At 39.5% G+C, this 26,300-nt stretch carries 24 protein-coding genes and 1 pseudogene; 13 read left to right on the top strand and 12 right to left on the bottom strand.

Annotated features, from left to right (window positions below; all coding sequences use genetic code 11):
- Nucleotides 1-47: 47 nt before the first annotated feature.
- On the bottom strand, nucleotides 48-2,024 hold the full coding sequence (gene gyrB / locus CGC57_RS10480; RefSeq protein ID WP_095899077.1) for a DNA topoisomerase (ATP-hydrolyzing) subunit B: 1,977 nt from the start codon (nucleotides 2,022-2,024) through the stop codon (nucleotides 48-50).
- Between the two features lie 165 nt (nucleotides 2,025-2,189).
- On the opposite strand from gyrB, the gene CGC57_RS10475 reads away from it, so the two are divergent.
- Together CGC57_RS10475 and CGC57_RS13170 are read left to right on the top strand one after the other, a co-directional pair.
- The gene (locus tag CGC57_RS10475; protein ID WP_002681708.1) at nucleotides 2,190-2,558 is read left to right on the top strand and encodes a DUF1573 domain-containing protein; all 369 of its coding nucleotides are present in this window, start codon (nucleotides 2,190-2,192) and stop codon (nucleotides 2,556-2,558) included.
- Nucleotides 2,559-3,128: 570 nt separating this feature from the next.
- Nucleotides 3,129-3,533: pseudogene (locus CGC57_RS13170) on the top strand (hypothetical protein); the annotation flags it as partial.
- A 66-nt stretch (nucleotides 3,534-3,599) separates the two neighbouring features.
- Here the strand turns inward: CGC57_RS13170 and asnS are convergent.
- Together asnS and hemC are read right to left on the bottom strand one after the other, a co-directional pair.
- The gene (asnS, locus tag CGC57_RS10465) at nucleotides 3,600-5,030 is read right to left on the bottom strand and encodes an asparagine--tRNA ligase (protein WP_002682083.1); all 1,431 of its coding nucleotides are present in this window, start codon (nucleotides 5,028-5,030) and stop codon (nucleotides 3,600-3,602) included.
- Nucleotides 5,031-5,043: 13 nt separating this feature from the next.
- Nucleotides 5,044-5,925 (bottom strand): hydroxymethylbilane synthase, encoded by an 882-nt coding sequence (gene hemC / locus CGC57_RS10460; RefSeq protein ID WP_095899075.1) that lies wholly within the window; start codon nucleotides 5,923-5,925, stop codon nucleotides 5,044-5,046.
- A gap of 293 nt (nucleotides 5,926-6,218) precedes the next feature.
- Between hemC and CGC57_RS10455 the strand changes: the two genes are divergently transcribed.
- The 10 genes from CGC57_RS10455 to CGC57_RS10410 all read left to right on the top strand — a co-directional run bounded on the left by CGC57_RS10455 (nucleotide 6,219) and on the right by CGC57_RS10410 (nucleotide 16,254).
- Nucleotides 6,219-7,550, top strand: a complete 1,332-nt coding sequence (locus CGC57_RS10455; RefSeq protein ID WP_095899074.1) for a TolC family protein — start codon at nucleotides 6,219-6,221, stop codon at nucleotides 7,548-7,550.
- A 77-nt stretch (nucleotides 7,551-7,627) separates the two neighbouring features.
- The gene (locus CGC57_RS10450; RefSeq protein WP_095899073.1) at nucleotides 7,628-8,857 is read left to right on the top strand and encodes an efflux RND transporter periplasmic adaptor subunit; all 1,230 of its coding nucleotides are present in this window, start codon (nucleotides 7,628-7,630) and stop codon (nucleotides 8,855-8,857) included.
- Nucleotides 8,858-9,604 carry an ABC transporter ATP-binding protein gene (locus CGC57_RS10445; protein ID WP_095899072.1) on the top strand — a complete coding sequence of 249 codons (747 nt, stop codon included), beginning with the start codon at nucleotides 8,858-8,860 and terminating at the stop codon, nucleotides 9,602-9,604.
- 137 nt (nucleotides 9,605-9,741) lie between these two features.
- Nucleotides 9,742-10,266, top strand: a complete 525-nt coding sequence (locus CGC57_RS10440) for a TetR/AcrR family transcriptional regulator (protein WP_095899071.1) — start codon at nucleotides 9,742-9,744, stop codon at nucleotides 10,264-10,266.
- 12 nt (nucleotides 10,267-10,278) lie between these two features.
- A complete protein-coding gene (locus tag CGC57_RS10435; RefSeq protein ID WP_095899070.1) occupies nucleotides 10,279-11,118 on the top strand; it encodes a CPBP family glutamic-type intramembrane protease in 840 nt (279 codons plus the stop codon).
- Nucleotides 11,119-11,151: 33 nt separating this feature from the next.
- Nucleotides 11,152-12,135, top strand: coding sequence for an alpha/beta hydrolase (locus tag CGC57_RS10430; protein WP_095899069.1), 984 nt, complete (start codon nucleotides 11,152-11,154; stop codon nucleotides 12,133-12,135).
- Between the two features lie 149 nt (nucleotides 12,136-12,284).
- The gene (locus CGC57_RS10425; RefSeq protein ID WP_095899068.1) at nucleotides 12,285-13,148 is read left to right on the top strand and encodes an SMI1/KNR4 family protein; all 864 of its coding nucleotides are present in this window, start codon (nucleotides 12,285-12,287) and stop codon (nucleotides 13,146-13,148) included.
- Between the two features lie 90 nt (nucleotides 13,149-13,238).
- On the top strand, nucleotides 13,239-13,946 hold the full coding sequence (locus tag CGC57_RS10420; RefSeq protein ID WP_095899067.1) for a hypothetical protein: 708 nt from the start codon (nucleotides 13,239-13,241) through the stop codon (nucleotides 13,944-13,946).
- A gap of 50 nt (nucleotides 13,947-13,996) precedes the next feature.
- Complete coding sequence (locus tag CGC57_RS10415) at nucleotides 13,997-15,217, top strand: ABC transporter permease (protein ID WP_095899066.1); 1,221 nt, start codon at nucleotides 13,997-13,999, stop codon at nucleotides 15,215-15,217.
- Nucleotides 15,218-15,258: 41 nt separating this feature from the next.
- The gene (locus CGC57_RS10410) at nucleotides 15,259-16,254 is read left to right on the top strand and encodes a sensor histidine kinase (RefSeq protein ID WP_095899065.1); all 996 of its coding nucleotides are present in this window, start codon (nucleotides 15,259-15,261) and stop codon (nucleotides 16,252-16,254) included.
- Between the two features lie 64 nt (nucleotides 16,255-16,318).
- Here the strand turns inward: CGC57_RS10410 and CGC57_RS10405 are convergent, their stop codons facing one another.
- The 8 genes from CGC57_RS10405 to CGC57_RS10370 form a co-directional block, all read right to left on the bottom strand.
- Entirely contained in the window at nucleotides 16,319-16,900 is a 582-nt protein-coding gene (locus CGC57_RS10405; protein WP_095899064.1) for a hypothetical protein, read from the bottom strand.
- A 2-nt stretch (nucleotides 16,901-16,902) separates the two neighbouring features.
- On the bottom strand, nucleotides 16,903-17,526 hold the full coding sequence (locus CGC57_RS10400) for a hypothetical protein (protein ID WP_009750843.1): 624 nt from the start codon (nucleotides 17,524-17,526) through the stop codon (nucleotides 16,903-16,905).
- 84 nt (nucleotides 17,527-17,610) lie between these two features.
- Nucleotides 17,611-18,168, bottom strand: a complete 558-nt coding sequence (locus CGC57_RS10395; protein WP_095899063.1) for a LemA family protein — start codon at nucleotides 18,166-18,168, stop codon at nucleotides 17,611-17,613.
- Nucleotides 18,169-18,212: 44 nt separating this feature from the next.
- On the bottom strand, nucleotides 18,213-19,772 hold the full coding sequence (locus CGC57_RS10390) for a DUF3137 domain-containing protein (RefSeq protein WP_095899062.1): 1,560 nt from the start codon (nucleotides 19,770-19,772) through the stop codon (nucleotides 18,213-18,215).
- 5 nt (nucleotides 19,773-19,777) lie between these two features.
- Complete coding sequence (locus tag CGC57_RS10385; RefSeq protein ID WP_095899061.1) at nucleotides 19,778-20,392, bottom strand: hypothetical protein; 615 nt, start codon at nucleotides 20,390-20,392, stop codon at nucleotides 19,778-19,780.
- A 19-nt stretch (nucleotides 20,393-20,411) separates the two neighbouring features.
- Nucleotides 20,412-20,879, bottom strand: coding sequence for a hypothetical protein (locus CGC57_RS10380; RefSeq protein ID WP_095899060.1), 468 nt, complete (start codon nucleotides 20,877-20,879; stop codon nucleotides 20,412-20,414).
- A gap of 277 nt (nucleotides 20,880-21,156) precedes the next feature.
- Complete coding sequence (locus CGC57_RS10375; RefSeq protein WP_095899059.1) at nucleotides 21,157-21,894, bottom strand: LytR/AlgR family response regulator transcription factor; 738 nt, start codon at nucleotides 21,892-21,894, stop codon at nucleotides 21,157-21,159.
- Nucleotides 21,895-21,899: 5 nt separating this feature from the next.
- Complete coding sequence (locus CGC57_RS10370; RefSeq protein WP_095899058.1) at nucleotides 21,900-23,759, bottom strand: sensor histidine kinase; 1,860 nt, start codon at nucleotides 23,757-23,759, stop codon at nucleotides 21,900-21,902.
- Between the two features lie 297 nt (nucleotides 23,760-24,056).
- Here CGC57_RS10370 and CGC57_RS10365 point away from each other — a divergent pair, with 297 nt between their 5' ends.
- A complete protein-coding gene (locus CGC57_RS10365) occupies nucleotides 24,057-24,800 on the top strand; it encodes a murein L,D-transpeptidase catalytic domain family protein (protein WP_095899057.1) in 744 nt (247 codons plus the stop codon).
- 110 nt (nucleotides 24,801-24,910) lie between these two features.
- On the opposite strand, the gene hemA is transcribed toward CGC57_RS10365, so the two are convergent.
- Nucleotides 24,911-26,161, bottom strand: a complete 1,251-nt coding sequence (gene hemA / locus CGC57_RS10360) for a glutamyl-tRNA reductase (protein WP_095899056.1) — start codon at nucleotides 26,159-26,161, stop codon at nucleotides 24,911-24,913.
- Nucleotides 26,162-26,300 lie beyond the last annotated feature (139 nt).

Here is a 26,300-nt window from a genome sequence, read left to right as displayed (position 1 = left end):
TTTATAAAGTAGGGACGTTTTGCAAAACGCCCCTATAAATAATCATATTACGCGTCAATTTTAGCATATTTAGCGTTTTTCTCGATAAACTCACGGCGAGGAGGCACTTCGTCTCCCATTAGCATAGAGAAAACGCGGTCGGCTTCAGTAGCGTTATCAATAGTTACTTGGCGGAGGGTGCGGTGCTCGGGATTCATAGTTGTATCCCACAACTGGTGGTCGTTCATCTCACCCAAACCTTTATAACGCTGGATGGTTACATTGCCCATTTCGGCAGAAAGCGCATCGCGTTGTTTGTCGTTCCAAGCATATTCTTCGCGTTTGCTACCTTTACTTTTCACCAAATAAAGTGGTGGTGTAGCAATATATACGTGACCATTTTCGATGAGTTCGCGCATATAGCGGAAGAAGAATGTGAGGATAAGAGTTGTAATGTGAGAACCATCGACATCGGCATCACACATAATAATCACTTTATGGTAGCGTAGCTTACTCAAGTTGAGCGCTTTAGCATCTTCTTCAGTACCTACGGTTACCCCTAAAGCAGTATAGATATTCTTAATTTCGTCGCTATCGAACACTTTGTGTTGCATTGCTTTTTCGACATTGAGGATTTTACCTCTAAGTGGCAATATCGCTTGGTTATCTTTATTGCGTCCTTGTTTAGCAGTACCTCCCGCTGAATCCCCCTCTACGAGGAAGAGTTCACATTTTGTTGGGTCTTCTTCAGAGCAATCAGCAAGTTTACCAGGGAGACCACCACCGCTCATCACGCTCTTACGCTGTACCATTTCGCGTGCTTTGCGCGCTGCCTGACGAGCTTGAGCTGCCAAAATGACTTTCTCTACAATAGTTTTGGCATCATTAGGATTTTCTTCGAGATAATCTTCGAGCATTTGCCCAACGGCTTGAGATACAGCCGAAGTAACTTCGCGGTTACCAAGTTTGGTTTTTGTTTGCCCTTCGAACTGAGGTTCAGCCACTTTCACCGAAATAACTGCAGTGAGCCCTTCACGGAAGTCATCACCTTCAATCTCTACAGGATTCTTTTTATCCTTACTCATTTTCTCGAGCAAGCCCGATTTATCAGCATAGGCTTTAAGGGTACGAGTGAGCCCCATGCGGAAGCCTTGTAAGTGAGTTCCCCCTTCGGAAGTGTTGATATTATTGACGTAAGAGTGTAGGTTCTCGTTGTAAGAGTCGTTGTAAATCATAGCAACCTCTACTGGAATACCATTCTTTTCACCTTCCATAGCAATCACTCCGCCAATGATAGGCATACGGTTGCCATCAAGGAATTTTACAAACTCTTTCAATCCATTTTCTGAATAGAATTTCTCGGTAATAAAGTTACCTTTTTCGTCCTTATTACGGAGGTCGGTAAGGGTGATTGTAATACCTTTATTTAAGTAAGCCAATTCGCGGATACGAGCGGCAAGAGTATCGTACTTATATTCAGTAGTTTGTTCAAAAATTAACTCATCGGGGTGGAAAGTAACTTTAGTACCGCGTTTATCGGTATCGCCCACCTGCTTTACAGGATATAGAGCAACCCCGCGCTGATATTCTTGTTCCCATATTTTGCCATCGCGGTATACGGTAGCCTTCAAATGGTCGGAAAGGGCATTCACGCAAGAAACCCCCACACCGTGCAAACCACCAGACACTTTGTAAGAACCTTTATCGAATTTACCACCTGCACCGATTTTGGTCATTACCACTTGGAGGGCAGAAACACCTTCCTTTTTGTGTATATCAACGGGGATACCACGACCATTATCTTCTACTGTAATGGAATTATCTTCGTTGATAGTTACCGAAATTGTATCGCAATAACCGGCAAGAGCTTCATCGATAGAGTTATCAAGCACCTCATAAACAAGGTGGTGCAAACCGCGAGGTCCTACATCACCGATGTACATAGAGGGGCGCATACGCACGTGTTCCATCCCTTCGAGGGATTGGATATTATCCGCTGAATAGTCAGCAGGATTTAATTGTTCGTTATCTAATTCTTCTGCCATAATTTTATTATCGAATCAAGGGCGCAAAGATACAAATTAATTTATTATTATGCAAATAAGGAAAATAGAGTTTCGTATTTAGAAGATAGGAGGACGAAGTTTTTGGCACGGTTATTGTAACTATTTTATTCGTAAAACAAACTTATTTATTTTAATTTTTATACTATGAAAAAGTTTTTAACATTTGTATTTTTAGCATTTTTTGGTGTAATGGCTTATGCCCAAGACGCTGAGATTTCTTTCAAATCTGAAGAAATTGACTACGGTAACATCAAACAAGGTGCCGATGGCGTGCGTGTGTTCGAATTTACTAACACTGGTAAAGCACCGCTCGTAATTACTAACGTAGCTTCATCTTGCGGTTGCACCGTTCCTTCTTGGACAAACCAACCTGTAGCACCTGGAGCTAAAGGGAAAATTGAAGTAAAATACGATACTAATCGTGTTGGCCCTATCAGCAAAACGATTACTGTAACTTCTAACGCTAAAAAAGAACCTGTAAAAGGCTTGCGTATCAGAGGAAATGTTCAATAATCCATAACTATTTATATTTTAATTACTCCCTAAGTCGCCTACGACTCCTCATTAGTAGGCGACTTTTTTATGTTAAACTTTTGTAAAAAAAAACATTTGTAAATATTTTTTATTTACTTTTGCACCGTAAAAAACTAAATAATAACAAATATGAAATTACGTACAATCACTTTATTTGCTGGGCTTTTTGTAGCTCAGGTATCTTTGGCTCAAGTAGAAGAGGTAGGCTCTGTAATCGACACCACTATTACTGCACCAGTAATAACTACTGTTGAGCAAGCAACTTCTGAAGCAGAACTTAAAACTCAAAAAGAACAACTAAAAGCAGAACAAAAATTGCAAAAAGAGCAAGAAAAAGCTATAAAAGCTGAAGAAAAAGCTGCTAAAGAAAAAGCCAAAGCTGAAGAAAAGGCTAGAAAAGAAGCTGAAAAAGCTAAAAAAGCTGAAGAAAAAGCCGCTAAAGAAAAAGCTAAAGCTGAAGAAAAAGCTAGAAAAGAAGCTGAAAAAGCTAGAAAAGCTGAAGAAAAAGCCGCTAAAGAAAAAGCTAAAGCTGAAGAAAAAGCTAGAAAAGCCGAAGAAAAAGCCGCTAAAGAAAAAGCTAAAGCTGAAGAAAAAGCTAGAAAAGAAGCTGAAAAAGCTAGAAAAGCCGAAGAAAAAGCCGCTAAAGAAAAAGCTAAAGCTGAAGAAAAAGCTGCTAAAGAAAGAGCTAAAGCTGAAAAAGCTGCTCTAAAAAGAAAAGAACAATTAAGCAAAGCTAATAGTGAAGTAAGTAAAGTAGAAGCTAAAATAGCTAAAGCTAAAGGTGATTTAGCTAAAGAGCAATCTAAATTTGACATAAAGAAAGCTAAAGGTTCTCTTTCTCCTCAAGACGAAGCTAAACTAAAAGGTAAATTGCTTAACAAACAGCAAAAAATTAACAGCCTTGGTCTTGATCTTATCAAAGCTAAAGAAAAAGTAAACAAATACTCTATGTAAAATATTTTTTACTAAAAAAAAGAGGGTTATCGTTGCGATAACCCTCTTTTTTATTATAATCATTTCTTAAAACTCAGCGCTTTGTGGAGTACGTGGATAAGGAATCACATCGCGAATGTTAGTCATTCCTGTAGCAAAGAGTACCAAACGTTCAAAACCAAGACCAAAACCACTGTGTACAGCTGTACCAAACTTGCGGAGGTCGAGATACCACCAGAGCGTTTGTTCATCCATATTGAGGTCGGCGATTTTTTGCTTGAGCACATCGTAACGCTCTTCACGTTGCGAACCTCCAACAATTTCACCTATACCAGGGAAGAGGATATCCATAGCACGTACTGTTTTACCATCGTCATTCAATCGCATATAGAACGCTTTGATATTCGCTGGATAATCGTAGAGAATTACAGGGCACTCAAAGTGTTTTTCTACTAAGTAACGCTCGTGTTCGCTTTGCAAATCTACCCCCCATTCGTTTACAGGATATTGGAATTTCTTCTTCTTGTTGTGATTGCTATTTTTGAGAATATCAATTGCTTCAGTATAGCTCACACGTTTAAACTCATTGTGAATTACAAATTCGAGTTTTTCAATAAGCGACATAGAACTGCGCTCATTTTGCGGTTTGGTTTTTTCTTCTTCTAAGAAACGTTTATCAAGAAACTCAAGGTCGTCACGACGCACTTCTAAAGTATATTTGAGCACGTATTTGATGAAATCTTCTGCCAAATCCATATTGTCGATAAGGTCATAGAACGCCATTTCGGGTTCTATCATCCAGAATTCAGCTAAGTGACGTGAAGTATTAGAATTTTCGGCACGGAAAGTAGGTCCAAAAGTATAAATCTTGCCGAGCGCCATTGCAAAGGTTTCACCTTCTAACTGACCAGACACTGTGAGGTTTGTTTCACGACCAAAGAAATCTTTTTTATAATCTACTTCACCATTTTCGGTAAGTGGTGGATTTTTAGCATCCAAAGTAGTTACACGGAACATCTCACCAGCACCTTCGGCATCACTACCGGTGATAATAGGTGTATTTACATAGAAAAATCCGTTGTCCTGAAAGTATTTATGTATAGCAAATGCCAAAGTAGAACGCACGCGCATCACGGCACTAAAAGTATTAGAGCGCACACGCAAGTGAGCATTTTCGCGCAAGAATTCCAATGAGTGTTTTTTAGGCTGGATAGGATATTCTTCGGGATTGCTATCACCTAAAATCACTACCTCGGTAGCTTGTAACTCTACCGACTGACCTTTGCCTTGACTTTCTACTAATTTCCCTTTTACTTCAATAGCTGCCCCTGTGGTAATGCGTTTGAGTATATCGGGGTTTGTATTTTCAAAATCTACTACTACTTGGAGGTTATCGATAGTAGAGCCATCGTTGAGGGCTATAAATCGGTTGCTGCGAAAGGTACGCACCCAACCTTTGAGGGTAATTTCCTCGTGTATGCTTTTTCCGTTTTGTAATAATTGTTTGATATATAACATAATAATTAATTTATCAATTTTCAAATTTGGATTTTACTTTTTCGGCGAGTTGCTCACCTGTATGTTCGTTTATTTGAGTGAGAATTTCTTCTATTACAGCCGCTTTTTTACCATCTTCACTCCACAATCCGCCTTTAAAATACACTTTTTGTTGTCCGTCGTACTGAGCAAAAGCTCCGATAGGTGCCGTACAACCGCCTTCTAAAGCACGGAGGAAAGCGCGTTCCACTTGCGTTGCCACATAGGTATTACCATCGTGAATGCGCAAAAGCACACCTTGTAATGGCACGTTGTCCTCGTGTAGTGTGACCATTATAGCCCCTTGTGCTGGAGCGGGAAACATCCAATCGAGTCGCAAGTGATTTTCAGGTAGTTTATCAATGCGTTCCAAGCCTGCTGCTGCAAAGATAGCCCCATTCCAAGGGTTATCAGCAAGTTTTTGCAAGCGAGTATTCACATTGCCACGCAAGTTTTCTATATTGTGATGTGGATAGCGGTGCAACCATTGTGCTTTGCGTCGCAAACTGCTGGTAGCGATGGTTGCTATTTCGGTATCTAAAAACGAAAGATCGCCTTTGTAGACTAACACATCGTGAGGGTTCCCCCGCTTGAGCACTGCCCCTACTACAATCCCATCGGGCAAAGCGGTAGGCACATCCTTCATACTATGTACTGCTATATCTATCTCGCCGTTGAGCAGGGCAATATCCAAGGCTTTAGTGAAGATACCTGTAACTCCCATTTCGTAGAGTGGTTTGCTGAGTTCTATATCGCCGTGAGACTTAGTACTAACTATTTCAGTAGAGTATCCTAGAACTTCTAATTGGTGTTGTACGGTTTTAGCTTGCCAAAGAGCCAACTCACTATCACGCGTACCTATACGAATTGTTTTCATTACATATTTCTTTATCGGGGGCAAAGGTAGCAATAATTTGTCAATTAGCCAATTTGATAATTAGCAAATTACATAAGAGATTTTTTTCGAGATAGAGAGATTTCCCCTTTTCGTCGACAAAATTAACCTTTTCGTCGATAAAGTTTGTTTTCCCCTACCTTTATAGGCTACCTTTTGCATCAGCTAAATGATAAAAAATGGTTATTAAATTGTAAAGAAGAGGGTGATAATTTTCATTGTACTATCCTAATATCTTTTTCACCTTCTTCTTTCATCTAAAAAAACTAAAGCCTATGAAAAGAATATTATACATATCTCTCTTATTTCTCCCTTTATGGACAACAGCGCAATCCAAACAATGGTCACTAACCGATTGTATCAACTATGCGATACAACACAATATCTCTGTAAAGAAAACAGAACTCAACCAGCAAACGGCTGAAATCAATCTCAGTCAGGCGAAAGATAACCGCTTACCTACGGTAAGTGGCTCAGCATCGGCGAACCTCAACAACGGGTCGGCAATCAACCAAATTTCTAACGAACGGGTATCGCGCCGTACGTTCTCCAACAACTTTGGGGTATCAGCCTCTGTACCTCTGTATCAAGGGAATAAATTGAATCTACAAATAGACCGCAGCAAGCTGTTGCTCGAACAGAACGAACTCTATGTGCAAGAAGCGAAAAACAATATCACCCTGAGTGTGCTGGAAGCCTACCTGCAAGCACTTTACAGCTATGAAGGGATTGCAGTAGCCAAAAACACAGCGCTCTCCTCGGCTGAAGAACTCAAACAAGCACAAACCAAGTTTGCCAATGGCTCGATAGCTAAACTGAGTTTGGCAGAAATAGAAACACGTCACGCCAACAATGAATACGCTATCATTCAGGCAGAAAACCAGTATGCTAACCGTGTGCTAACGCTCAAACAACTGTTGGAGCTTCCTCCTAATAGTGACTTTGCTATTGCTCTCGACCTTCCTAACGATGAGAATACAGCGATTATCCCTAATAAAGACGAGGTGTTTGCACAAGCCAAAGAAACGCTTCCTAACCTAAAAATCTATCAATCACAGCAGAAGATAGCTGAAAAGGATATCAAAATAGCTAAAGCGGGATATGCCCCTACCCTATCACTCCAAGCTGGTGTAAACACCGGTTATTCAAACCTCAACGATTTGAGTTATCGCACGCAATTGGACAGCAATTTCGGTCAGACGATAGGCGCTACACTTAATATTCCTATCTTTTCACAAAACAAAAACAAGAACAATGTAAAACTCGCCAAGATTACCCAGCAACAAGCTATTTTGGAAGAACAACAAGCTGAAAAAGAATTATATGCCAAGATAGAAACTGCTTGGCAGAACGCTACCACTCACCAAGCGCAACAAGCAGCCTCGCGTACGGCTCGCGATAATGCTAAATTAGCTTACGATTTGGCAGCGAAGAAACACGAGTTTGGTGGACTTACCAACACGGAACTTTTGGTGAGCCAAAATGCTTACCTCACTGCCGAACAAACGTATTTACAAAACAAATATATGTCGGCACTCTATGTACAGTTGCTGAAGTTTTATATGGGAGTCCTCCCCCTAACCCCCTCCCAAGGAGGGGGAATGTAGCGACGGTCATCTTTCTAAAAAATAATCTAAAGAACATTGTCTAACAACTAATGACTAATAACTAACGACTAGATACAATGAAAAAACACATCAAAAAAATTATTATTATTGCGCTATTAGCGGTAGTGGCTTTTGGGGTATATCACTTCTTTATGAAAGAAAAACCAACGCCTATTGTACTACAAACCGATGAAGTTACCCAAGGTGATGTTACTACCGAAGTAACTGCTACGGGTAGTGTGCAACCGGTAGATGAGGTAGAAGTAGGTACGCAAGTATCGGGATTGGTGAGCAAAATCTATGTGGATTACAACAGCCAAGTAAAAAAAGGGCAGCTATTGGCAGAAGTCGACAAAACCAATCTACAAGAGAACGTTATCAACGCTACGGCTAACTACAATTCGGCAGTTAACGAACTGAATTATTACCGTCAGAATTACGAGCGTCAGCAAAAAATGTACAATGCTCAAGTGATTAGTCAGCAGGATTATGAGCAAGCGTTGTATCAGTTTAACAATGCAAAAACCAATGTTGCACAACGCCTTACGACCCTCAATCAGGCGAAAACTAACTTAGGTTATGCCAATATCTATTCACCTATTGACGGGATTATCCTCAGCAAAGAAGTTGAAGAAGGACAAACTGTAGCCGCCTCAATGAGTGCGCCTACGCTCTTCAAAATAGCCAAAGACATCAAGCGTATGCAGGTGGAAGTAAATGTAGATGAAGCCGATATAGGACAAGTGAAAGTAGGGCAACGCGTGAGTTTCACCGTAGATGCTTACCCTCAAGAGGAGTTTGTAGGACGCGTTACTCAAGTGCGCCTATCGCCTACCACCTCATCAAACGTGGTAACTTATACGGTGATAGTAGAGGCTGAAAACCCTGATGAAAAACTGAAACCAGGACTTACCGCAACCATTGCTATTTATACCAATGAACTGAAAGGCGTAACTATCGTGCCCGCCAAAGCTATCAACTTTACTCCTGATACCGATGTGTTACTGCAATATTACGCTCAAAAAGGTATTACAGCTGAAGTTCCTAAAGTACAACACGGCAAGGGCAAACAAAAATACGTATGGGTAGTGAACACCGATGGTAGTCTTGCCCAAAAAGCCATAACCATAGGCAGCAATGACGGTATCAACGTGCAAGTAGTAAATGGACTCAACGTTGGTGAGAAAGTAGCCACTAACCTACAAGGCGACCGCCCACAAGTGGCAGGAGGCGACAGTAAGAACAGTGATAGCAGCAGTCCGTTTATGCCAAAACGCCCTAATAGAAACAATTCAAAAGCTAAATAGATGAAAAAAGCCATTATAGATATACGCGATATGAAGCGTAACTTCCAGATGGGCAACGAGACGGTACACGCCCTGAAAGGCATCAACCTGACCATCAGAGAAGGAGAGTTTGTAACCATTATGGGACCGAGTGGGTCGGGTAAATCAACTTTGCTCAACATATTGGGGTGCTTAGACCGCCCCTCTTCTGGCGATTACATTTTAGATGGTATCTCGGTGAAAGATATGAGCAAGAACGATTTAGCACATATACGCAACACGAAAATAGGTTTTATCTTTCAGTCGTATAACCTATTAGCCCGTACCTCAGCCATTGAGAATGTGGAACTCCCACTGATGTACAACCCTAAAGTATCAGCTAAAGAACGCCGTGAGCGCGCTATCGAAGCCCTCATCAGTGTGGGGTTAGAAAAGCGATTGAACCACTTGCCTAGTGAGCTCTCGGGCGGACAGCAACAACGGGTAGCCATTGCGCGCTCCCTTGTGAATCACCCTGTTATCCTTCTCGCCGATGAGGCTACTGGTAACCTTGATACCAGAACCTCGTACGAAGTAATGGAGCTTTTCCAACGCCTCAACGACCAAGGTAGCACCATAGGCTTTGTAACCCACGAAGACGATATTGCCCAATTTAGCAAACGCACAGTTGTACTGAAAGACGGACATATCATCAGTGATAAGGAAGTAACTAATAGACTAAACGCCAAAGAACAGTTGGCACAATTACGAATGACGAAATACGAATGACGGTGCGAGCCGCACAGGCAAATGCGAGCCGCACAAGATGAATCTTTTTTCCCAAAAAATTTGCAGGTTTAAAAAATTGTACTACTTTTGCAAAAAAAATAACAGGTGTTATATTACAGATGTTATAACAAAGTTTTATGCCGAAATCAACAACAATAACGCAAGAAGTAATTATAGAAACAGCTTTTGAGATGGTGAGAAAAGAGGGCTTTGCAGTGCTTTCTGCCCGAAATATTGCCAAGCAAATAGGTTGCTCTACTCAGCCCATCTATTGGTGCTATAAAAATATGGACGACCTTAAGGCTGAAATCTGTAAAAAAGCACTGCCCTTCCTACAAAATGTAGTACTCAGTTACTCAAAAACAGGCAATACTCTTTTGGATTTAGGACTGGGGTATGTGCGGATGGCACACACTGAGCCCGCTCTATTCAAGGCTTTTTATATGGATAATGTTACCAATGTAAAACTTACTGACATTTTTCCGGAAAGTGAGCGAGTGGTTGAAATAATGAAAAATAGCGAGGAATACCAAAACCTACCTGATGAAGAGCTGAAAAATGATATTGCTAAAGGTTGGATGTTGGCACACGGTATCGCCTCATTGGTTGCAGTGGATATGCTTGTTTACGACGAAGATAAAATTTTAGAAATTTTAAAATAAACCTGCCTTAATATGAGAACCAATAAAAAAACACTACGCAATGTAATCCTATTTAGCTTGGTAGCTATCTCTTGTGGATGGATAGGCATTGGTGTAAACCAGTTACTTGGTGAGCCTTCTAATTTAGAGTCTTTAGGATCAGGAATTTTTATTGTTACTCCTATTGTGTGTGTGATTTTGCTCCGCCTTTTGGGTGGTGATGGTTGGAAAGATTTTCCTTTAAAACCTCGTTTCAAGCAAAACACTCACTGGTATATCTTTGCTATTGCAGTTTATCCCGTGGTTATTGGTATAACACTGTTTGTTGGCAAACTATTTGGTTGGGTAGATGTGAGTAAGTTTAGTCTTGCCGCCTATCTCCCTGTTTTTGCAGCAGCTTTCTTACCCGTTTTTATCAAAAACATTTTAGAAGAGACGGCTTTTCGAGGCTATCTCACTGTAAAAATGGAACAACTCACCAAAAATGAATGGTTGATTTATGTAGTGGTGGCATTTGTCTGCCAAATATGGCATCTGCCATACAACCTCATATTCTTAGACGATGCTTATATGGCAACCTTTTTTCCTTATAGCAAAGAGCTATTTGTTTTGGTGAGCTTTGTGGTTATTGCTGTTTGGACAATAATGTACACCGAAATTTTCTTTCTATCGCGTTCACTTTTATTGGTAGTTTTGATGCACTCAATGAAAGACGCTCTTAACCCTCTCATTTCAGAAGGATTCACTGTTATTTCACCCGACAAAACACTTTTATTATCCCCTCTTTTTGGTTTTATTCCAACGTTAATATACTTGGCTATAGGTTTGTATTTAAGAAGAATACGCAAAAGTAAAGAGTGTCTTCTTTCATAATGAATAAATCGTATAAACTAAAATTTCAATAATATGAGTTCAAACACTGAAAACCCTGTAAATGTTGCTTCTTGGGATAAGATTTTCCCTAAAAGCGATAAAGTTGAACACAAAAAAGTATCATTCAAAAACCGCTATGGTATCACCCTTATTGGCGACTTGTATTTCCCCAAAAATAGCGAAGATAAAAAACTTGCTGCCCTTGCTGTTTGCGGTGGGTTTGGAGCTGTAAAAGAACAAGCCTCTGGATTTTACGCGCAAACAATGGCTGAAAGAGGCTTTGTAACCTTAGCCTTCGACCCTTCCTATACGGGAGAGAGTGGTGGGGAGCCTCGCAATGTAGCATCACCCGATATCAATACCGAAGATTTTTCGGCAGCAGTAGATTGCTTAGGCATTCAACCTTTTGTTGATAGAGAAAAAATAGGAATCATAGGCATCTGTGGTTGGGGAGGCTTTGCCCTGAATGCTACCGCTATCGATACGCGTATCAAGGCAGTGGCAACAATGGTAATGTACGATATGTCACGTGTGTTTAGCAAAGGTTATTTTGATGCCAATACACCCGAAATGCGTTTGGAAATGAAGCGTTCGCTCAATGCTATCCGTTGGAAAGATGCCGAAACAGGAACTCCCTCCCCAGGTTATCCTATGCCGGATACCCCTTCAGATAAAGTGCCTGAATTCTTAAATGATTATATTGAGTTTTACAAAACACCACGAGGTTTTCACGAGCGTTCAGTTTCTAATCACGTTTGGACTGCTACTACGCTGCTTTCATTTATGAATTTCCCTCTGTTAGCGTATGCCAATGAAATTGAGGTGCCAACCCTTATGATTGCGGGAGAAAATGCCCATTCTCGCTATATGAGCGAAGATGCCTACAAGTTGGTTGGAAGTAAGAAAAAAGAACTGCTAATTGTCCCTAATGCACGCCACACCGATTTTTACGACAATCAAGCTGGAGTAATTCCGTTTGATAAATTGGAGGCGTTTTTTAGTGAGCATCTTCAATAAAATGTATAAAAAACAAGTCTCAAGCTAATGTCTTTTACATATAGCCTTCAACTCATTTCTCGCAACTCATCTTTAAAACTTTAGCTAAGTTGAGAAAAATCAGTATCTTTGCCGAAAAGTGCGAACAGTGTTCGCACAATTCAACATATATGAATATAGAAGAAATCAAAAAGAAAATACAAATCATCTTAGAACTTCCTCAGCTAAAACGATTTGGCGATATATATATGAATCCGGTATTGGAAGAAGCAAAAGTAGCCAAAATAGAGAAAGAAAATCGTATTACTCTACCTGCAGATTATCGTACTTTCATTACCCAAATCGCCAATGGATGTGTAGGACCTGATTACGGACTGCGTTCCCTTAAAGAAGCAACGGAAGATTTGATGTGGAAAGACCGGACTATAGACCTCTCCACCCCTTTCCCCTACACCGAGCATTGGAATGAAGAGGAATGGCTTAATAGTATTGATTGGGACGGAGGTGAGCGCCCTACACAAGAGGAGGTGGAAACCTATATGGATACAAAGCGCATCAGTGGTTGCTTGCAAATATGCCATATAGGGCACGGAGCCTCCTATCTTTTAGTGGTGAATGGTAAGGAAAAAGGCTATATATGGCTCGATAGTCGTCAGGATTATGGCGGACTATCGCCTGAATTTAATGAAAAAGGAGAAAAACTCACCTTTGAGATGTGGTATACCGACTGGCTGAATAAGGTAGTAGCCCCTGAAAAAGTGTGGCTTGAGAAATCACTCCAGTTTATCAAAAAGGCTTTTCCGAAAATAGAGGAAACAGATTTTAGGCTAATGATTTATGTGCTTCACAAGCATTATTCTGGTATGAACTTAGCAACTCTCATCGCTCAACTTTATGGACTGAACCCAATGGATATTTATTTTGGAAAGGAAAAGTTTATCCAAAGAGAAAAGTACGATGAACAAACTATTGAGCAGTATGAAGCCCGATTGCGAGAAATCGGTTTTTATGATTGGGCAGCAGAGGAAGAATAGAGAGTATTTGTAAAAACATCTCAATATAACTCATTTTTTATAGTTTAACTAAGTTGAAAAAATCAGTATATCTCCAAAAAAATACTTTATATGAAACACTTACTTATTTTATTTTTTCTCCTTACGACCAATGCCTTTGCGCAAGGTCCTTTTGGAGATTATGCCGTAGTAAAAGACAAAGACGGCTATGTGAACATTCGCGCCAAAGAAAGCGTAAAAAGCAAAATTGTAGGCACTTTGCCTAATAATACACTTGTGTATGGTTTATTTGATACTACACAAGATGAAACTGGTGAAGAGATATTTTTTAATTGGATTGCTGTAGATAAAGGCTATGTGCATAAAAGTCGCCTAAAGATGATAGGCGAATTTCCTTCTATTGGCAAAGGTAAAGAGCAAGGCAATAGTATCACTATTGCTGGTAAAGGCATTAGTGTAACTATTACTACCCAAAAGTTTGATAAAACCAAACATAAGATTACCAAGAAAAAACACAAATATTACGAGGAGTTAATCATTGATGGTAAGAGAGCTCAAGGTGCGGACTTTATTCCTGAAAACCACTACAAGAGTATTGTGGTTAATATTAATGGTAAAAATGTTTCTATCCCCAAAAGTGCCTACGATGATTTGTACCAAGTATGGGTACATCCGTATAATAATGAGGTATATTATGATAAAGAAGACGATGTACTCTATATCTTCGTTCGCTGTGGTGACGGTGCCTATGCTTATAAAGTATGCTGGCAAATAGTAAAAGGAGAGTATAAAACCCGTATTATAGGAGAACCTTTCTAGTCTCACAGAATTTGCCAATCTGCTAATTTTCTAATTTGCTAATTAACATTATGAATATACAAAACCTTTTTAAAATAGCGTGGCGTGCCCTTTTGCTCAACAAAACAAGGGCTATGCTTACAATGCTGGGCATCATTATTGGGGTAGGCTCAGTGATAACAATGCTTGCCATTGGCGAAGGCTCTAAAAAGAGCATCAAGGAGAATATTTCTAAAATGGGTACTAATATGCTCAATATCCGCCCAGGGGCGGGTATGATGGGCGGCGTGCGTATGAGTATGAGCGATATGCAATCACTCAAAATGACAGATTACGAAGCCCTTAAAAAAGAAGGTACTCTGCTGAAATATGTGTCACCCGTAGTGAGTGGCAACGGACAAAGTATAGCAGGGGGCAACAACTGGCCTACCTCTATCTACGGTGTGAATACCGAATACTTACCTATACGCGAGTGGAGTGTGGCTGAAGGGAGTATGTTTGGTGAAGATGAGATTACTAACTTTGCCAAAGTAGCCGTTATAGGGCAAACAGTGGCTAAGAACCTCTTCACTAATGGCGAAAACCCTATTGGGCAAACCATACGCTTTAAGAATATCCCTTTTAAAGTAATTGGCGTACTTACCAAAAAAGGTGAGAGCAACTTCGGTCAGGATCAAGACGATGTGATTATCGCCCCTTATACTACGGTACAAAAGCGTATTTTGGCGCAAACGTTCTTGCAGAGTATTGTGGCTTCTGTAATAGATGAAAGTCAGTCGGAGAATGCAGTAAACCAAGTAAAGAAGATTTTGGAGCGCACTCATAATCTTTCGGCTACACAAGAGAATGATTTCAATGTGTTTTCGCAACAAGAACTCATCAGTACATTTAGCTCTACCAGCGAGATGCTCACTATTTTATTGGTAGCTATTGCCAGCATTTCGCTCATCGTGGGCGGTATAGGCATTATGAACATTATGTACGTATCAGTAAAAGAGCGCACTAAGGAAATAGGTTTGCGTATGGCTATTGGGGCTAAGGGTAAGGATATTTTGGCACAATTCCTCATCGAGTCGGTGCTTATTAGCATTACTGGGGGGGTATTAGGTGTAATTATTGGCTTATTAGCTACTGTAGGCGTATCGCTGTTCATAGGTTGGCCAGTGAGTATCACCTTGTATTCTATCGTAATATCCTTCTTAGTATGTACCATTACAGGGGTGTTCTTTGGTTGGTATCCTGCCCGCAAAGCAGCCGAGTTAGAACCTATTAGTGCCCTTAGATACGAATAATACGAGCCGTATAGGCAATTTTTATCTCTTACCTAAATTAAATGAAATTTTTAACACACATAGCGTCTTGGGCAGTGGTTTGTATTCTGCCTGCCCTTATCTTTATCTCCGAAGGCAATCAACGCTTTGAGGAGGCGTTTTACCGTTCGCTTACATCATTGCCCTTTTTGATGTTTTTGTTCTATAGCTGTTACTATTGGCTTATTGATAAGTTGTGGTTCAAAAAACGGTATTTGCTTTTTGTTTTGATGGTAGCGGTACTAATTTTATGTGCTTCATACAGCAAATACGAGCTTTTTTCGTACTTTGCCCTTCACAAGAGTAAACACAAGATGCCTCCTTTCCACGCTTTTATGTATTTTGATTTTCTGTCGAATTTATTGCCAGTAGTTTTTGCTATGGCAATACGCTATGCCCAACGCAACTTTTCTTTAGAAATCGCTCAAAAAGAAGCTCAAGCACACAAACTACAAGCCGACCTTACTCAATTGAGATACCAACTTCAACCGCATTTCTTTTCCAATGCGCTCAACAATATCTATTCGCTTATTGCCTTTGACCCTCAAAAGGCACAACAGAGCGTGCATAGCCTTAGCAAACTGATGCGCCACTTTATGCAAAACATCGACCAAAAGCAAATTAGCCTTACTGAGGAAGTAGATTTCTTGCAACAGTACATCAGCTTAATGCAATTGCGCCTGACTGATAAAACTACGGTAAGGGTAGATTTCCCAAAGCAACTCCCCCCTCTCACCATAGCACCTTTGTTGTTTATCAGCTTGGTAGAAAACGCTTTTAAACACGGGGTATCAGCGACGGAAGCAACAGAATTATCGTTTAGCTTGAGAGTGGAAGAGAATAAGGTACTATTTAGAAGTGAGAACACTATAATTCCTAAACAAGAAAGTTTGTATAGTTCAGGGATTGGCATTGATAATTTGAAGAAACGACTCAGATTGCTCTACCCCGAAAAACATCAATACACCGTTGAAGAAAGAGATGGAAAATACATTGCTCAATTAACAATTGAGAATTGATAATAAACAAAAAAAGCGACTCAGCGTAAAGCTGAGTCGCTTTTTTTATGAGCTTTTTTAGGTACTAAATTGTCAAACCTTTGGTGGCTCTTACATTTTCGCCTTTAGCATTGGCTTTAAATTCAAAGCTGAGATGCCCTTTATCACCTTTGCGCTCTCCGTAGTAGGAAGTAGCTGGGTGTATAGCATCTATTACAAAAGAAACTTCTATTGTACCATCTTCTTGAACTTCATAATTCAACTTATCCATACGGAAAGTATTGAACTTATTGTCTTTTTCAAGAATAAGGCTTTCAGCTTTCTTTATCAAATTAGGCACTATTGATAAATTAACCTCGCTCAAACTAATAGTGCGACCTTGCTTAGAAGACAAGCCTGTTTCACTTTCATTTACTTGGTCGTTATAGGTAACATAATTTGCATAGAAGTCTTTTTCACCTTTGTTGAACCTCACTGTGATGATATCTATCACACCTCGGTTAGTTCCAAACGAAACTTCTGTAATATTATTGTACTTAGCAAAGTTTTTTTGCAAAAGTTCTTGAGTTACTTTTAGTCCTTCGGGGCTGTTGAGGTTTGCTCCTTTATCGCCTGGCATACAAGCCACGAGTGTAAGAGCAAATAGTAAAGTGAATATCTTTTTCATAGTTAATCAGTTACTAAATCCCACTCACCATTTTCACCGCGGAAAATTCTCACTTCGTAGTAGTTAGTGATACGTTCTCTTCCTCGGCGATAAGAACTTTCACCTTTTTTAGTCATATCAATTTTGAAGACGGTTTTAAGTTTGCCGTTTTCTTTTTTCATAGAGATTTCGTTTATGTTGAAATCTTCATACTCGGCAGTTTCTTCTAAACCGCTAAAGAATTTGAGACCGTCTTGTGCTTCGGATAGAAGTTTATCGAAAGGAATTTCGGATACTTTGAAACGTTCTTTATCCTTGTCTAAGCCTGCATTAGCTCTAATACTTGCTGTTTGGTCGGCTTCAGGGTCACCCAATTTAGAAGTGCTGTTGTAAGTTTGTTTCATATCTTTTTGAACAGCTGGATCGTAGTAGCTGGTAGCCACTTCATCGAATTTGCTATTCAAAGCTCCTTTAGTTTTGAGTTCTACCCAATTGAACTCTTTGTCGCCAAAAGGATCTTTGGTGAGTACCTCTTTGGCTTTGTCTATTCCTTCTTTACTGATGAGGTCATCTCCAAAAAGGGAACCTCCACAAGAGGTCATTACTAAGGCAACCATAGTGCCTACTAAAATACTAAGTTTTTTCATTGTATTACAGTTTTTATTTGTTACTAATATTTGGCAAAAGTACTAATAATTTGTAGGTTATCCAAATTATTATCACCAAATTTTCTAATTAGAAAATAGTCCTGCGACATCTACATTTTGTCGTTGGGCTTCAGTGGCATATTGCCATTCGTATTTTTTGAAACCAAAAAGGGAGGCTATTACATTGGATGGAAATACTACAATGCGGTCGTTGTAATCAGTAATGGAAGCACTGAGGTAACGACGACCCGCTGCCAATTGCTCTTCGCAATCACTGAGAGCGTGTTGCAGTTGCACAAACTGACTATTGGCTCTAAGTTCAGGATAAGCTTCGGCTTGTAGCATAATATTCCTGATAGTTGTGCTCGCTTCATCGGGTTGCAGATAAGGATTCTCGGCAAGTGTAGGTTGCACTGGGCGGCGCAATTCGGTGATTTGCCTAAGGGTGTCCTGCTCATAAGCCATATACTCTTTGGTAGTGGCAATGAGGTTGGGTATCAAATCAGAACGCTGTATAAACAAAGCGTCTAATGATGAAATAGCATTCTCTATCTGGTTGCGGCGTTTAGACAAACTGTTAAACGCTGCAATCACAAAAATTAATAGGAGTACTCCTACTGTGATTAAAATATAGGTTATCATAGGGCGGGGGTTAGGTTTCAGGGGTCAGGTTTTAGGGGTTAGGGTTATCCCCTACCCCCTATTGTGTCAAGCATTTGCAATTGTTCTATAAGTTCTCGGTATACACTTTCTACCATAGTGAGGTCTATCTTTTGGAAGAGCATCGCGGTAGGCGAATTATCGGTACGCATAAGGGCATTGCCTTCATTGGTAGCGATCACAATATTATGCTTGTTGATCGCGATATACACTTGCCCTTTGTGACGTTCGTTCAGTTTTTTAAGGCGTTGCATAAAGGCTGGAGTAAGCACATAGCGCGCTGTTATCTGGTCGTCGCAATACACTTCAAACTGTTTTTGAAACTCGGGGTCTTCTAAGCGTATTTTTTCTCCACCTCGGTTGAGGTAAGTAGCTATTTCATTGTCTTTAAAGTCGCTAAAGAAACCTTTTACGGGGTGGATTACAATAGGGTGTTCAAACTTTTTGGGAGAACGCGCTACAAAGTAATTCCCGTAGAAAACTACATCATCACCTTCTTTTTCGTTGCGGAAATTAGGACGAAATGTAACACTGAGATTGCTCGATTGGAAAGGCATTCCGTTGTAATGCCCTACGATTTGGTCACCTCCTTTAAGGGTATAACGTTCCGCTTTGAATAACAACGAATCTAAAAATTCGGCTATACCTATGTGTGCATTCTCGTAATAAGCAAACTGCGGACTGATATAATTCACTAATTTGCCAAAGATTTTCTTTTTCACTTGGGTATAATCACCGGCGCCAGAGAGTTGGTTTTGAGCGTATCGCTTGGAGAGCATACCCCACACATAACTCCCTACAGTGATGATACCTATTACGATAAAGATATTCACAGGATTGCTAAAACTCAATCTACCTGAAGCGACTAAGAAGCCTATCAAACCTATTACTCCAAAGGCAAAAGCGAATTGCACATAAGTCATTTTTTTGGTAGTGGTACGTCCTTTTTCCATAGCAGCCAGTTCAGCACCAAATTCATTTTCGGCAAAAGTGCGGAACTCTTCAACAGGTTTGAGCACAATCGTTTCTTGAGGAGCTGTTGCTTGTGAAGTAGTTATTTCATCGCTGTAAAGCTCCTGCATTACAGTGTTGTAAGTAGCTAAATTTTGCGGCTGGTTGAGCACGCGTTTCAGTTCGGGGGCTGCATATTTAGCAATAGGCAACTCAAAATTTTGCGTTCCTATAGACACATATAAATAAGTAATAGGGTCTAACTGATACTTTACTTTTCCTAAAGGTACGGTAGTGAGGTAGGTCTCTATTTCATTCTGGATACGCACCTCCTGACCTTGTTGCAAAAGAGCGAAAAATTCATCTACTTTTTTAGCGCGGGTAAAGATAGTGCGAGTGCGCATTATAGGGTAGTAGAGCGAAAGCAAAATAGCAACAGGGAGGATATACTTGATATGCGGTGGAATGCTGTCGCTGCTACTAAGCGCCTTGCTGATAAAAGGCAAAGCAAAAACAGCGAGTAGTGTTATTACAATCACCACCAATGCAATTACGAGAATAAGGTTGCGAAGTGCGATTTTCTTTTCGCGTTCACATTCCTTTAGTACGAGTTCTTGGGCTTCTGTTAAATTCATTTTTATTAGTTTTCAGACACTTCAAACTTACCACCTTCTTCAGTTTTTAAAAGATGGACTCTGTAGTAATAACTTTCTGATTCCCCCTTTTTATTCATATCAATATAGATGGTATTCATTATATGATTGGGAAATTTGCTTCTTCTTTGTTTATCTATGATAATTTCGGAAACAGTAAAGTTATGAAAATCAGCAAAATCTTTGTTTTCTGCTAAAAATTTCTTTGCTTCTTGTATTTCAGTACCAATGCGAGCATAAGGTATATCCGCTGCTTTGAAAATGAACTCATCATCTCTGTCTTTTGGACGAGCTTGAGGTTCACCCACCGCTACTCCTTGGGCATCTACATTTTGAGAGAAAAATTGTTTGTCACCTGGATTAAAATAACCAACCGAAATATCCTTAAACACATCGTTCATAGGACCTTCACTCCCAAAATGTACTCTAGTAAACTCTTTATCAGCTAAAGGACTTTTCTCTAAAGCCGTTTTCAATGCACCGATAATATCTTTATCGGCAAAAGTTATTTTCTTATCCTCTTTTTTAGAGTTGCTATTACCACCACAAGCGGTAATCAAAAGGGCTATTACTGTCCCTACTACGAATACGATTTTTTTCATACGATATTTATATTTAAAATTAATTGTTTTTCTTCCACAAGGCTGAAATACCTACGTTTTGGTCTTTTTGTTGTACAGGGTATTTGCTGTTGATAGCGTCGAGGATATCGGTATCAAAATCTTGGTTGCTACCATATATAGTTCTGATAATCCATTGCCCTATCCAGCCTCCTTCAGAGTAAAGCATTTTGAGCCAACCTTTCATAGTACTGCGGTCAAAACCGAGGTAAGTATCTTCACGGCTCATATCATCGGTCATTGGAGCATATTTGGTGGTGATGAGCGTACGGTGATAAGCGTTTTTGGCTACAAAAATGCGATCTTCAGCATTACCAGTTCCCAGAAACTGAGCGGCTGCACTACCTTTTTTGAGAAATTTTACCTCATACTTGTTACCGAGCTTTTCTTTTAATAGCTCAAATAAGTCTTCTAAAGATACTTTTCCTTCGAGAAAAGTAATGGTGATGTTCCTGTCTAAGAGTCCCATAGATGTTACTTTTTTTAATTTTCGTTATTTGTTTGTAAATTTTACGCGGCAAAGTTAAGAATTTACCCCCCCAATATGTTAAAACAAAGTTAAACTTTTGTTAAACTTTCATTTCAAGGTTTATAGATAAAGGTTAGCTCCAAAATCTATAAAGGAAGAGGAGGTTTCTCTTGAGGCAAAAGTATGGGATATATAGTTACAAAAAAAAGAATTTCAATATTCGCAGAAGTTGGGTAAATAAGTGCGGAAGAAGTTGGGCAATTTGCTGATTTGCCTATTAGTTTTTCAACAAAAATTCTTGTACGTATTCGCGTTTGCGGTCGGATACGGGGAGCGTATGACCGGTAGTAAGTTCTAAGAGTCCATCTTTGTAGTACTTCTTTATATAGGTGCTATTCACCAAATACGACTGGTGGCAACGCACAAATTGCGTTTCGGGCAACAGCGATTCGTATTCTTTTAGCACTTTACTCACTACAATTTGCTGTTTATCGGCGAGGTAGAAGGTAGTATAGCCTTTATCACTTTGGCAATACACAATATCTTGTACGGGCACTATTTGTATGCAATCAGCTGTTTTGAGGGCGAGTTTGGTCACTTCTTTCTTTTCGGTGTAATACTGCATTGCCAATTGCATTTGGTGTTGGTTGAACTTGTATTGCTCTTGTTTTTGGTAACAACGCAATAGGGTATCGTTTAGAGTAGTTTTGTCTATAGGTTTTAACAGATAGGCAAAAGCGCCTAAATTTAGGGCTTCCATAGCAAACTGATTGAAGGCGGTGATAAAGATAATCTGCAAACTATCAGTTTTTATCCGTGAAAAAAGTGTAAAACTATTGCCATCAGCAAGCTGAATATCCGAAAGGATGAGCTCAGGTTGCAAAATAGGAATTTCTTTTTCGGCTTTAGCAATTTCGGAAGCATAGCCTACAATTTGCACAAACGGAAGTGCCTCAACTAAGGAGATGAGGTATTTTAAAATATTAATTTCGTCTTCTAAAATATAAACTTTCATATCTGTTAAGAGGGGATTACGGGGATTACAATTGCTACTCGGTAACCAGTTTCGGGAGGGGACAAGGGGGCAGCTTCAAAATAAGCATTGCCTTTTTGTTGGGTGTTAAACAAAAGGTCTAAACGCTCTTGGGTAATCAGTTTAGAAAGCGATTTTTTATGAGGGTTAGACACCCCTTTGCCATTGCCATTATCAATAAGGATAAGATGCAGTTTGTTGTCTTTTTCCTCTATGATAAGCGTGAGCACTCCTTGGTAGTTGATATTTTTAAAGCCGTGTTCAATAGCATTTTCTACAAAAGGCTGAATGAGCATAGGCGGAATCAAGTAGGCTTCGGTATCCAAATCGGTTTCTACGTGAAAAGTAAAACGGTTCTCATATCGCATTTGCTGAAGTTTTACATAAATTTCAATGGCTTCTATTTCCTCTTGTAAGGTGATAGTCTCTTCGCGATTTAACTCCAATTGTTTTCTAATAAATTGAGAGAAAGCTACGAGGTAACTATTGGCACGCTCAGTTTGCTGGTCGCCGATAAGTCCTTGCAGGTTAGCGATTGCGTTGTATATAAAATGCGGATTTAGTTGTAGTTGTCGGGTTTGTTGTTCTAAGAGCAATTGTTTGTTTTCAGCTTGAAGTTGTTTGTTTTTAGCTTTCAACAGCCTGCGGTTGTAAAAGAGATAAAACAACACCAAAATTACCCCCAGAAAGAATACAATAGCTATAATGAGGAACTTCTGTTGAGAAATTCTCTTTTCGCTCAGCTCGTTGTTTATTTTCAGAGTCCTGATTTGCAGGTCTTTTTTCTCGGTTTGGAACTGAGTGAGCAATTCGTTGTTTTTATCGGCTTGTATGGATTTTTCGCGAGCTGCAAAAAGGGTGAGTACAGTATCTAGTGCGTAGTAAGCATTGCGGTAATCACCTTTCTTTTTATAAGCCTCGTTGAGAGCGCGATAGTAGTTAAAACTGTTTGCGGGGTCAGCACCGATAGCGCGATTCATCGCAATTGCCTCGCGCGAGTAGTAGATAGCCGAATCGTACTGTTTGTTTTGCAGAAAGGTACGCGACATATTGAGCAGCAACTGAGGGGAAAGATTATGGCGCTTTTTCGCCACTTGAAAACTCTGTTGCATTATTGCTAATGATTGTGCGTTTTTGCCTGTAAGTTTGTAGTATTCAGCTTCAAACTGATGCAAGCGATTGAGAGCTTCGGGCTCGTTCAATTTTTTGGCTAAAGGAGCCGCTAATGCGTAGTATTTTTCAAAATCATTGATATTTTTCTCGCTGAGGGCAATCATACAAGAAATATCGTAATACCGTTGTCGCACGCGGGGATGCTGCTTGTAAGGGTGGTGGTCTATATATTGTTGTACGTATTTTTTGCTTTCGGTGTAATTGCCAAAACTCAACGCATTTAGGTAAGCATATTTAGCCAACTCATCGTATAATCTGTACACATTCCTGCAATGGTGTTGTTCTGCTATTTGGGTTTGTTGCAAGAGTGCTTTTACAGTTTGGTGAGGCGCTAACGATTTGTACTCATTTTTTGCTTGCAAACTCTCTACAAAGTGCAAAACTGCCAATTCATATTGATTATCTTTCAGTTGCACTGCATTTAAAGCATAAGTAATACTATCTTTTTTCTTTTCAGCTTTTAGCAAGCGCACTTTGGTAAGCCAATAAGCAGGAGAGTTACCCCCCTGCTGAGATGGAAATGTTTCAGCTATAAATTGTTTGATTGCAGCAGCTTGTTGGTTCTCTTTTAACGTATCAAGCGACATTATAAAGCGCACTGTTTCGGCATCTGCTTTTTGGGCTAAAGCAGTGCTAAAACAAAAGGAGAAAAGAGCGATTAGCAGTGTGCGCATAAAGTTGTTATTTTCAATCAGAAAGCAAAAGTAGTAATAATTTGTCAATTTGCCAATTTGCTAAAACCTAAAACCTAACCCCTGCCCCCTGAAACCTAAAAAAACGGTATAATTATTGCGTCATAAAAACAGCTTCCTCTTACAAATGCTTGTAAAACCTACCGCAAATCAGTTTACAACGTTAAATAATTGTTAAAGTTGTGTGTAAATATACACAATATGGGAAAAATATACTACTTTTGCACCCAGCAATGATTTCTTAGTATTATTTTTTTTAAAACACCCCTTAACAACACTATGAACAAAAGGTACTTTTTTTTATTTCTTATCTTTGTTTTGAGTACATTTTTGTACTTTGCTAAAGCGCAAACACACTTAAGTAAAGAACGTCAATTAGCTTTAAAAAAAGCAGAATTAAACATCAAAGATTTATACAGCGAGCTCAACGCTGCCCAATACGACCTCAGCTTTGAGGCTTTTCGCTATGCTTATATAGGCTATCAATCACTTAAAAAACAACACCGCTTAAACGATAAAGAACTCTTCTCGATTATTGATTTCACTAAAGATTGTAATTCTAAACGCTTTTATACTATCGATTTAGAAAAAATGAAAATTGTGTACTACACTTATGTAGCACACGGCAAAAAAAGCGGAGAACGCTTGGCTACTTCTTTTTCTGATGTAGAGGAATCTAACAAAAGTAGCATTGGTTTTTATATCACTGGAGAAACTTACGAAGGCAGTAATGGCTATAGCCTAACGCTCCACGGCGATGAAAAAGGTTACAACAGCAATTTGGCAAAACGTGCTGTAGTAATTCACACTGCCGATTATGCTAACGAAAGCTATATCGCTCGCAACGGACGTATGGGCAGAAGTTTGGGTTGCCCCGTGTTGCCCCCTAATATCTACAAGCAAGTAATCAATACTATTAAAGATAAAACAATGATTTTTGCTTACTACAACGACGCTAAATACTTAAAAACTTCTAAATACTTAAATGTTTTAAAACTTATAGAAGACGACTCAGTGTTCTAAAAAATTAAAGATGAATTTTGAAAAAATATTTGAACCTAAAAAGAGAGGCTGCCTATATAAGGCAGCCTCTCTTTGTTTATAATTCGCTATTATGTATATTTTTCAAAATTTTAAGCACTCACTTCTAATTGGAAGACTTCTTGTAACCAACTGATGCTTTCATCGATAGACGATGTGTCTTTCAGGTGATTTACCAACTGAGTAGTAATTTTTTGAATGATGCGATTGCTAATGAGTTCAGCTTGTTCCTCGTTGAAATCGCTAATCTTCTTGCGATGAAAATCCATTTCAGCATTTTTAAGGCTTTCGAGTTTAGATTTCAGCGCTTTAATAGTAGGTGCAAATTTGCGATTGTCTACCCATTGGAAAAATTCTCCTTTTACCTCTTCTATAATCTCTAGAGCCTGCGGGATGGATTCTTTGCGACGTTCTAAGGCTTCATCTTTGCGTTTAGAAAGTTCATCCATATGCAAAAGGGTTACATTAGGGAGTTGTACCACCTCTTCAGCTACATTTTTAGGGATAGAAAGGTCTAATATGAGAATAGGCTTATTAGGGTTGATAAATTCCTTGTGTACAGTAGGGGTAGCTGCTCCAGTAGCAACTACAAGTACATCGGCTTTGCTAATTTCAGTTTGCAAATCGGCAAAATCTTTTACCACTACGTTGAATTTTCCTGCTACCTGCTCAGCCTTCTCACGTGTGCGGTTGATAAGGGTAATATGCTTATTTTGAGTGTGCTTAATAAGGTTCTCGCAAGTGTTACGCCCTATCTTTCCTACTCCAAAGAGGAGGATATTTTTTTGTGACACTTCAGGCACATTTTGCATAATGTACTGTACCGCCGTAAACGATACCGAGGCAGCTCCTGAGGATAGAGCTGTTTCATTCTTGATGCGCTTGCTCGCATTGATTACACAATTCATCAATCGCTCTAAGAAAGCATTTGCCAATCCTTTGTCGCGTGAGAGCGCAAAGGCTTGTTTCATCTGCCCTATGATTTCAAAATCTCCTAATATTTGGCTATCTAAACCTGTACCTACTCTAAAAAGATGTTCTACAGCTTCTTTGCTTTTGTTTACATAGCCTACTTTTTGGAAATCATCTACCGAGCCTTTAGCGTATTCACATAACAATTGAATGAGTTGAAAAGGGTGTTCGGCATAGCCATAGAGTTCCGTGCGGTTACAAGTAGAAATAACTAAAAGCTCCTCAAAGCCTTCTTCTTTAGCTTGAGAGAGCAATTGGTCTTTATTTTCAGGGGTAAGACTAAACATCCCACGTATAGTCGCATCGGCTTTTTGGTAACTAAGCCCTATGCAGTAGAAAGATTTGTTCTTTGAGATAGAATGTTGTGTCATAGCTTGTTAGTGATTGATACTACTTACAGTTGTGTTTTCAGGGGCAAAAATAAGAAGTTCGCTGTAAATAACACAAGATACAGCGAACTTTTATCATTAAAACACCTAAATATGTAAGCAGTCTAAATAATTTGGTGCG

Origin of the sequence: Capnocytophaga sputigena (assembly GCF_002302495.1) — a bacterium.
Lineage (GTDB): Bacteria > Bacteroidota > Bacteroidia > Flavobacteriales > Flavobacteriaceae > Capnocytophaga > Capnocytophaga sputigena.
The sequence above is the reverse complement of the archived record's forward strand: the minus strand, read 5'-3'. Positions and strand labels throughout refer to the sequence as shown.

What these genes read in the sequence shown, in the direction of transcription:
- asnS (WP_002682083.1), bottom strand. Translation starts at nt 5,030, where the DNA reads ATGTTATATATCAAACAATTATTACAAAACGGAAAAAGCATACACGAG.
- CGC57_RS10400 (WP_009750843.1), bottom strand. Translation starts at nt 17,526, where the DNA reads ATGAAAAAACTTAGTATTTTAGTAGGCACTATGGTTGCCTTAGTAATG.
- hemC (WP_095899075.1), bottom strand. Translation starts at nt 5,925, where the DNA reads ATGAAAACAATTCGTATAGGTACGCGTGATAGTGAGTTGGCTCTTTGG.
- CGC57_RS10380 (WP_095899060.1), bottom strand. Translation starts at nt 20,879, where the DNA reads ATGGGACTCTTAGACAGGAACATCACCATTACTTTTCTCGAAGGAAAA.
- CGC57_RS10405 (WP_095899064.1), bottom strand. Translation starts at nt 16,900, where the DNA reads ATGAAAAAGATATTCACTTTACTATTTGCTCTTACACTCGTGGCTTGT.
- CGC57_RS10430 (WP_095899069.1), top strand. Translation starts at nt 11,152, where the DNA reads ATGAGTTCAAACACTGAAAACCCTGTAAATGTTGCTTCTTGGGATAAG.
- CGC57_RS10445 (WP_095899072.1), top strand. Translation starts at nt 8,858, where the DNA reads ATGAAAAAAGCCATTATAGATATACGCGATATGAAGCGTAACTTCCAG.
- CGC57_RS10475 (WP_002681708.1), top strand. Translation starts at nt 2,190, where the DNA reads ATGAAAAAGTTTTTAACATTTGTATTTTTAGCATTTTTTGGTGTAATG.
- gyrB (WP_095899077.1), bottom strand. Translation starts at nt 2,024, where the DNA reads ATGGCAGAAGAATTAGATAACGAACAATTAAATCCTGCTGACTATTCA.
- CGC57_RS10435 (WP_095899070.1), top strand. Translation starts at nt 10,279, where the DNA reads ATGAGAACCAATAAAAAAACACTACGCAATGTAATCCTATTTAGCTTG.
- CGC57_RS10395 (WP_095899063.1), bottom strand. Translation starts at nt 18,168, where the DNA reads ATGATAACCTATATTTTAATCACAGTAGGAGTACTCCTATTAATTTTT.
- CGC57_RS10365 (WP_095899057.1), top strand. Translation starts at nt 24,057, where the DNA reads ATGAACAAAAGGTACTTTTTTTTATTTCTTATCTTTGTTTTGAGTACA.
- CGC57_RS10450 (WP_095899073.1), top strand. Translation starts at nt 7,628, where the DNA reads ATGAAAAAACACATCAAAAAAATTATTATTATTGCGCTATTAGCGGTA.
- CGC57_RS10425 (WP_095899068.1), top strand. Translation starts at nt 12,285, where the DNA reads ATGAATATAGAAGAAATCAAAAAGAAAATACAAATCATCTTAGAACTT.
- CGC57_RS10390 (WP_095899062.1), bottom strand. Translation starts at nt 19,772, where the DNA reads ATGAATTTAACAGAAGCCCAAGAACTCGTACTAAAGGAATGTGAACGC.
- CGC57_RS10370 (WP_095899058.1), bottom strand. Translation starts at nt 23,759, where the DNA reads ATGCGCACACTGCTAATCGCTCTTTTCTCCTTTTGTTTTAGCACTGCT.
- hemA (WP_095899056.1), bottom strand. Translation starts at nt 26,161, where the DNA reads ATGACACAACATTCTATCTCAAAGAACAAATCTTTCTACTGCATAGGG.
- CGC57_RS10440 (WP_095899071.1), top strand. Translation starts at nt 9,742, where the DNA reads ATGCCGAAATCAACAACAATAACGCAAGAAGTAATTATAGAAACAGCT.
- CGC57_RS10415 (WP_095899066.1), top strand. Translation starts at nt 13,997, where the DNA reads ATGAATATACAAAACCTTTTTAAAATAGCGTGGCGTGCCCTTTTGCTC.
- CGC57_RS10420 (WP_095899067.1), top strand. Translation starts at nt 13,239, where the DNA reads ATGAAACACTTACTTATTTTATTTTTTCTCCTTACGACCAATGCCTTT.
- CGC57_RS10410 (WP_095899065.1), top strand. Translation starts at nt 15,259, where the DNA reads ATGAAATTTTTAACACACATAGCGTCTTGGGCAGTGGTTTGTATTCTG.
- CGC57_RS10375 (WP_095899059.1), bottom strand. Translation starts at nt 21,894, where the DNA reads ATGAAAGTTTATATTTTAGAAGACGAAATTAATATTTTAAAATACCTC.
- CGC57_RS10385 (WP_095899061.1), bottom strand. Translation starts at nt 20,392, where the DNA reads ATGAAAAAAATCGTATTCGTAGTAGGGACAGTAATAGCCCTTTTGATT.
- CGC57_RS10455 (WP_095899074.1), top strand. Translation starts at nt 6,219, where the DNA reads ATGAAAAGAATATTATACATATCTCTCTTATTTCTCCCTTTATGGACA.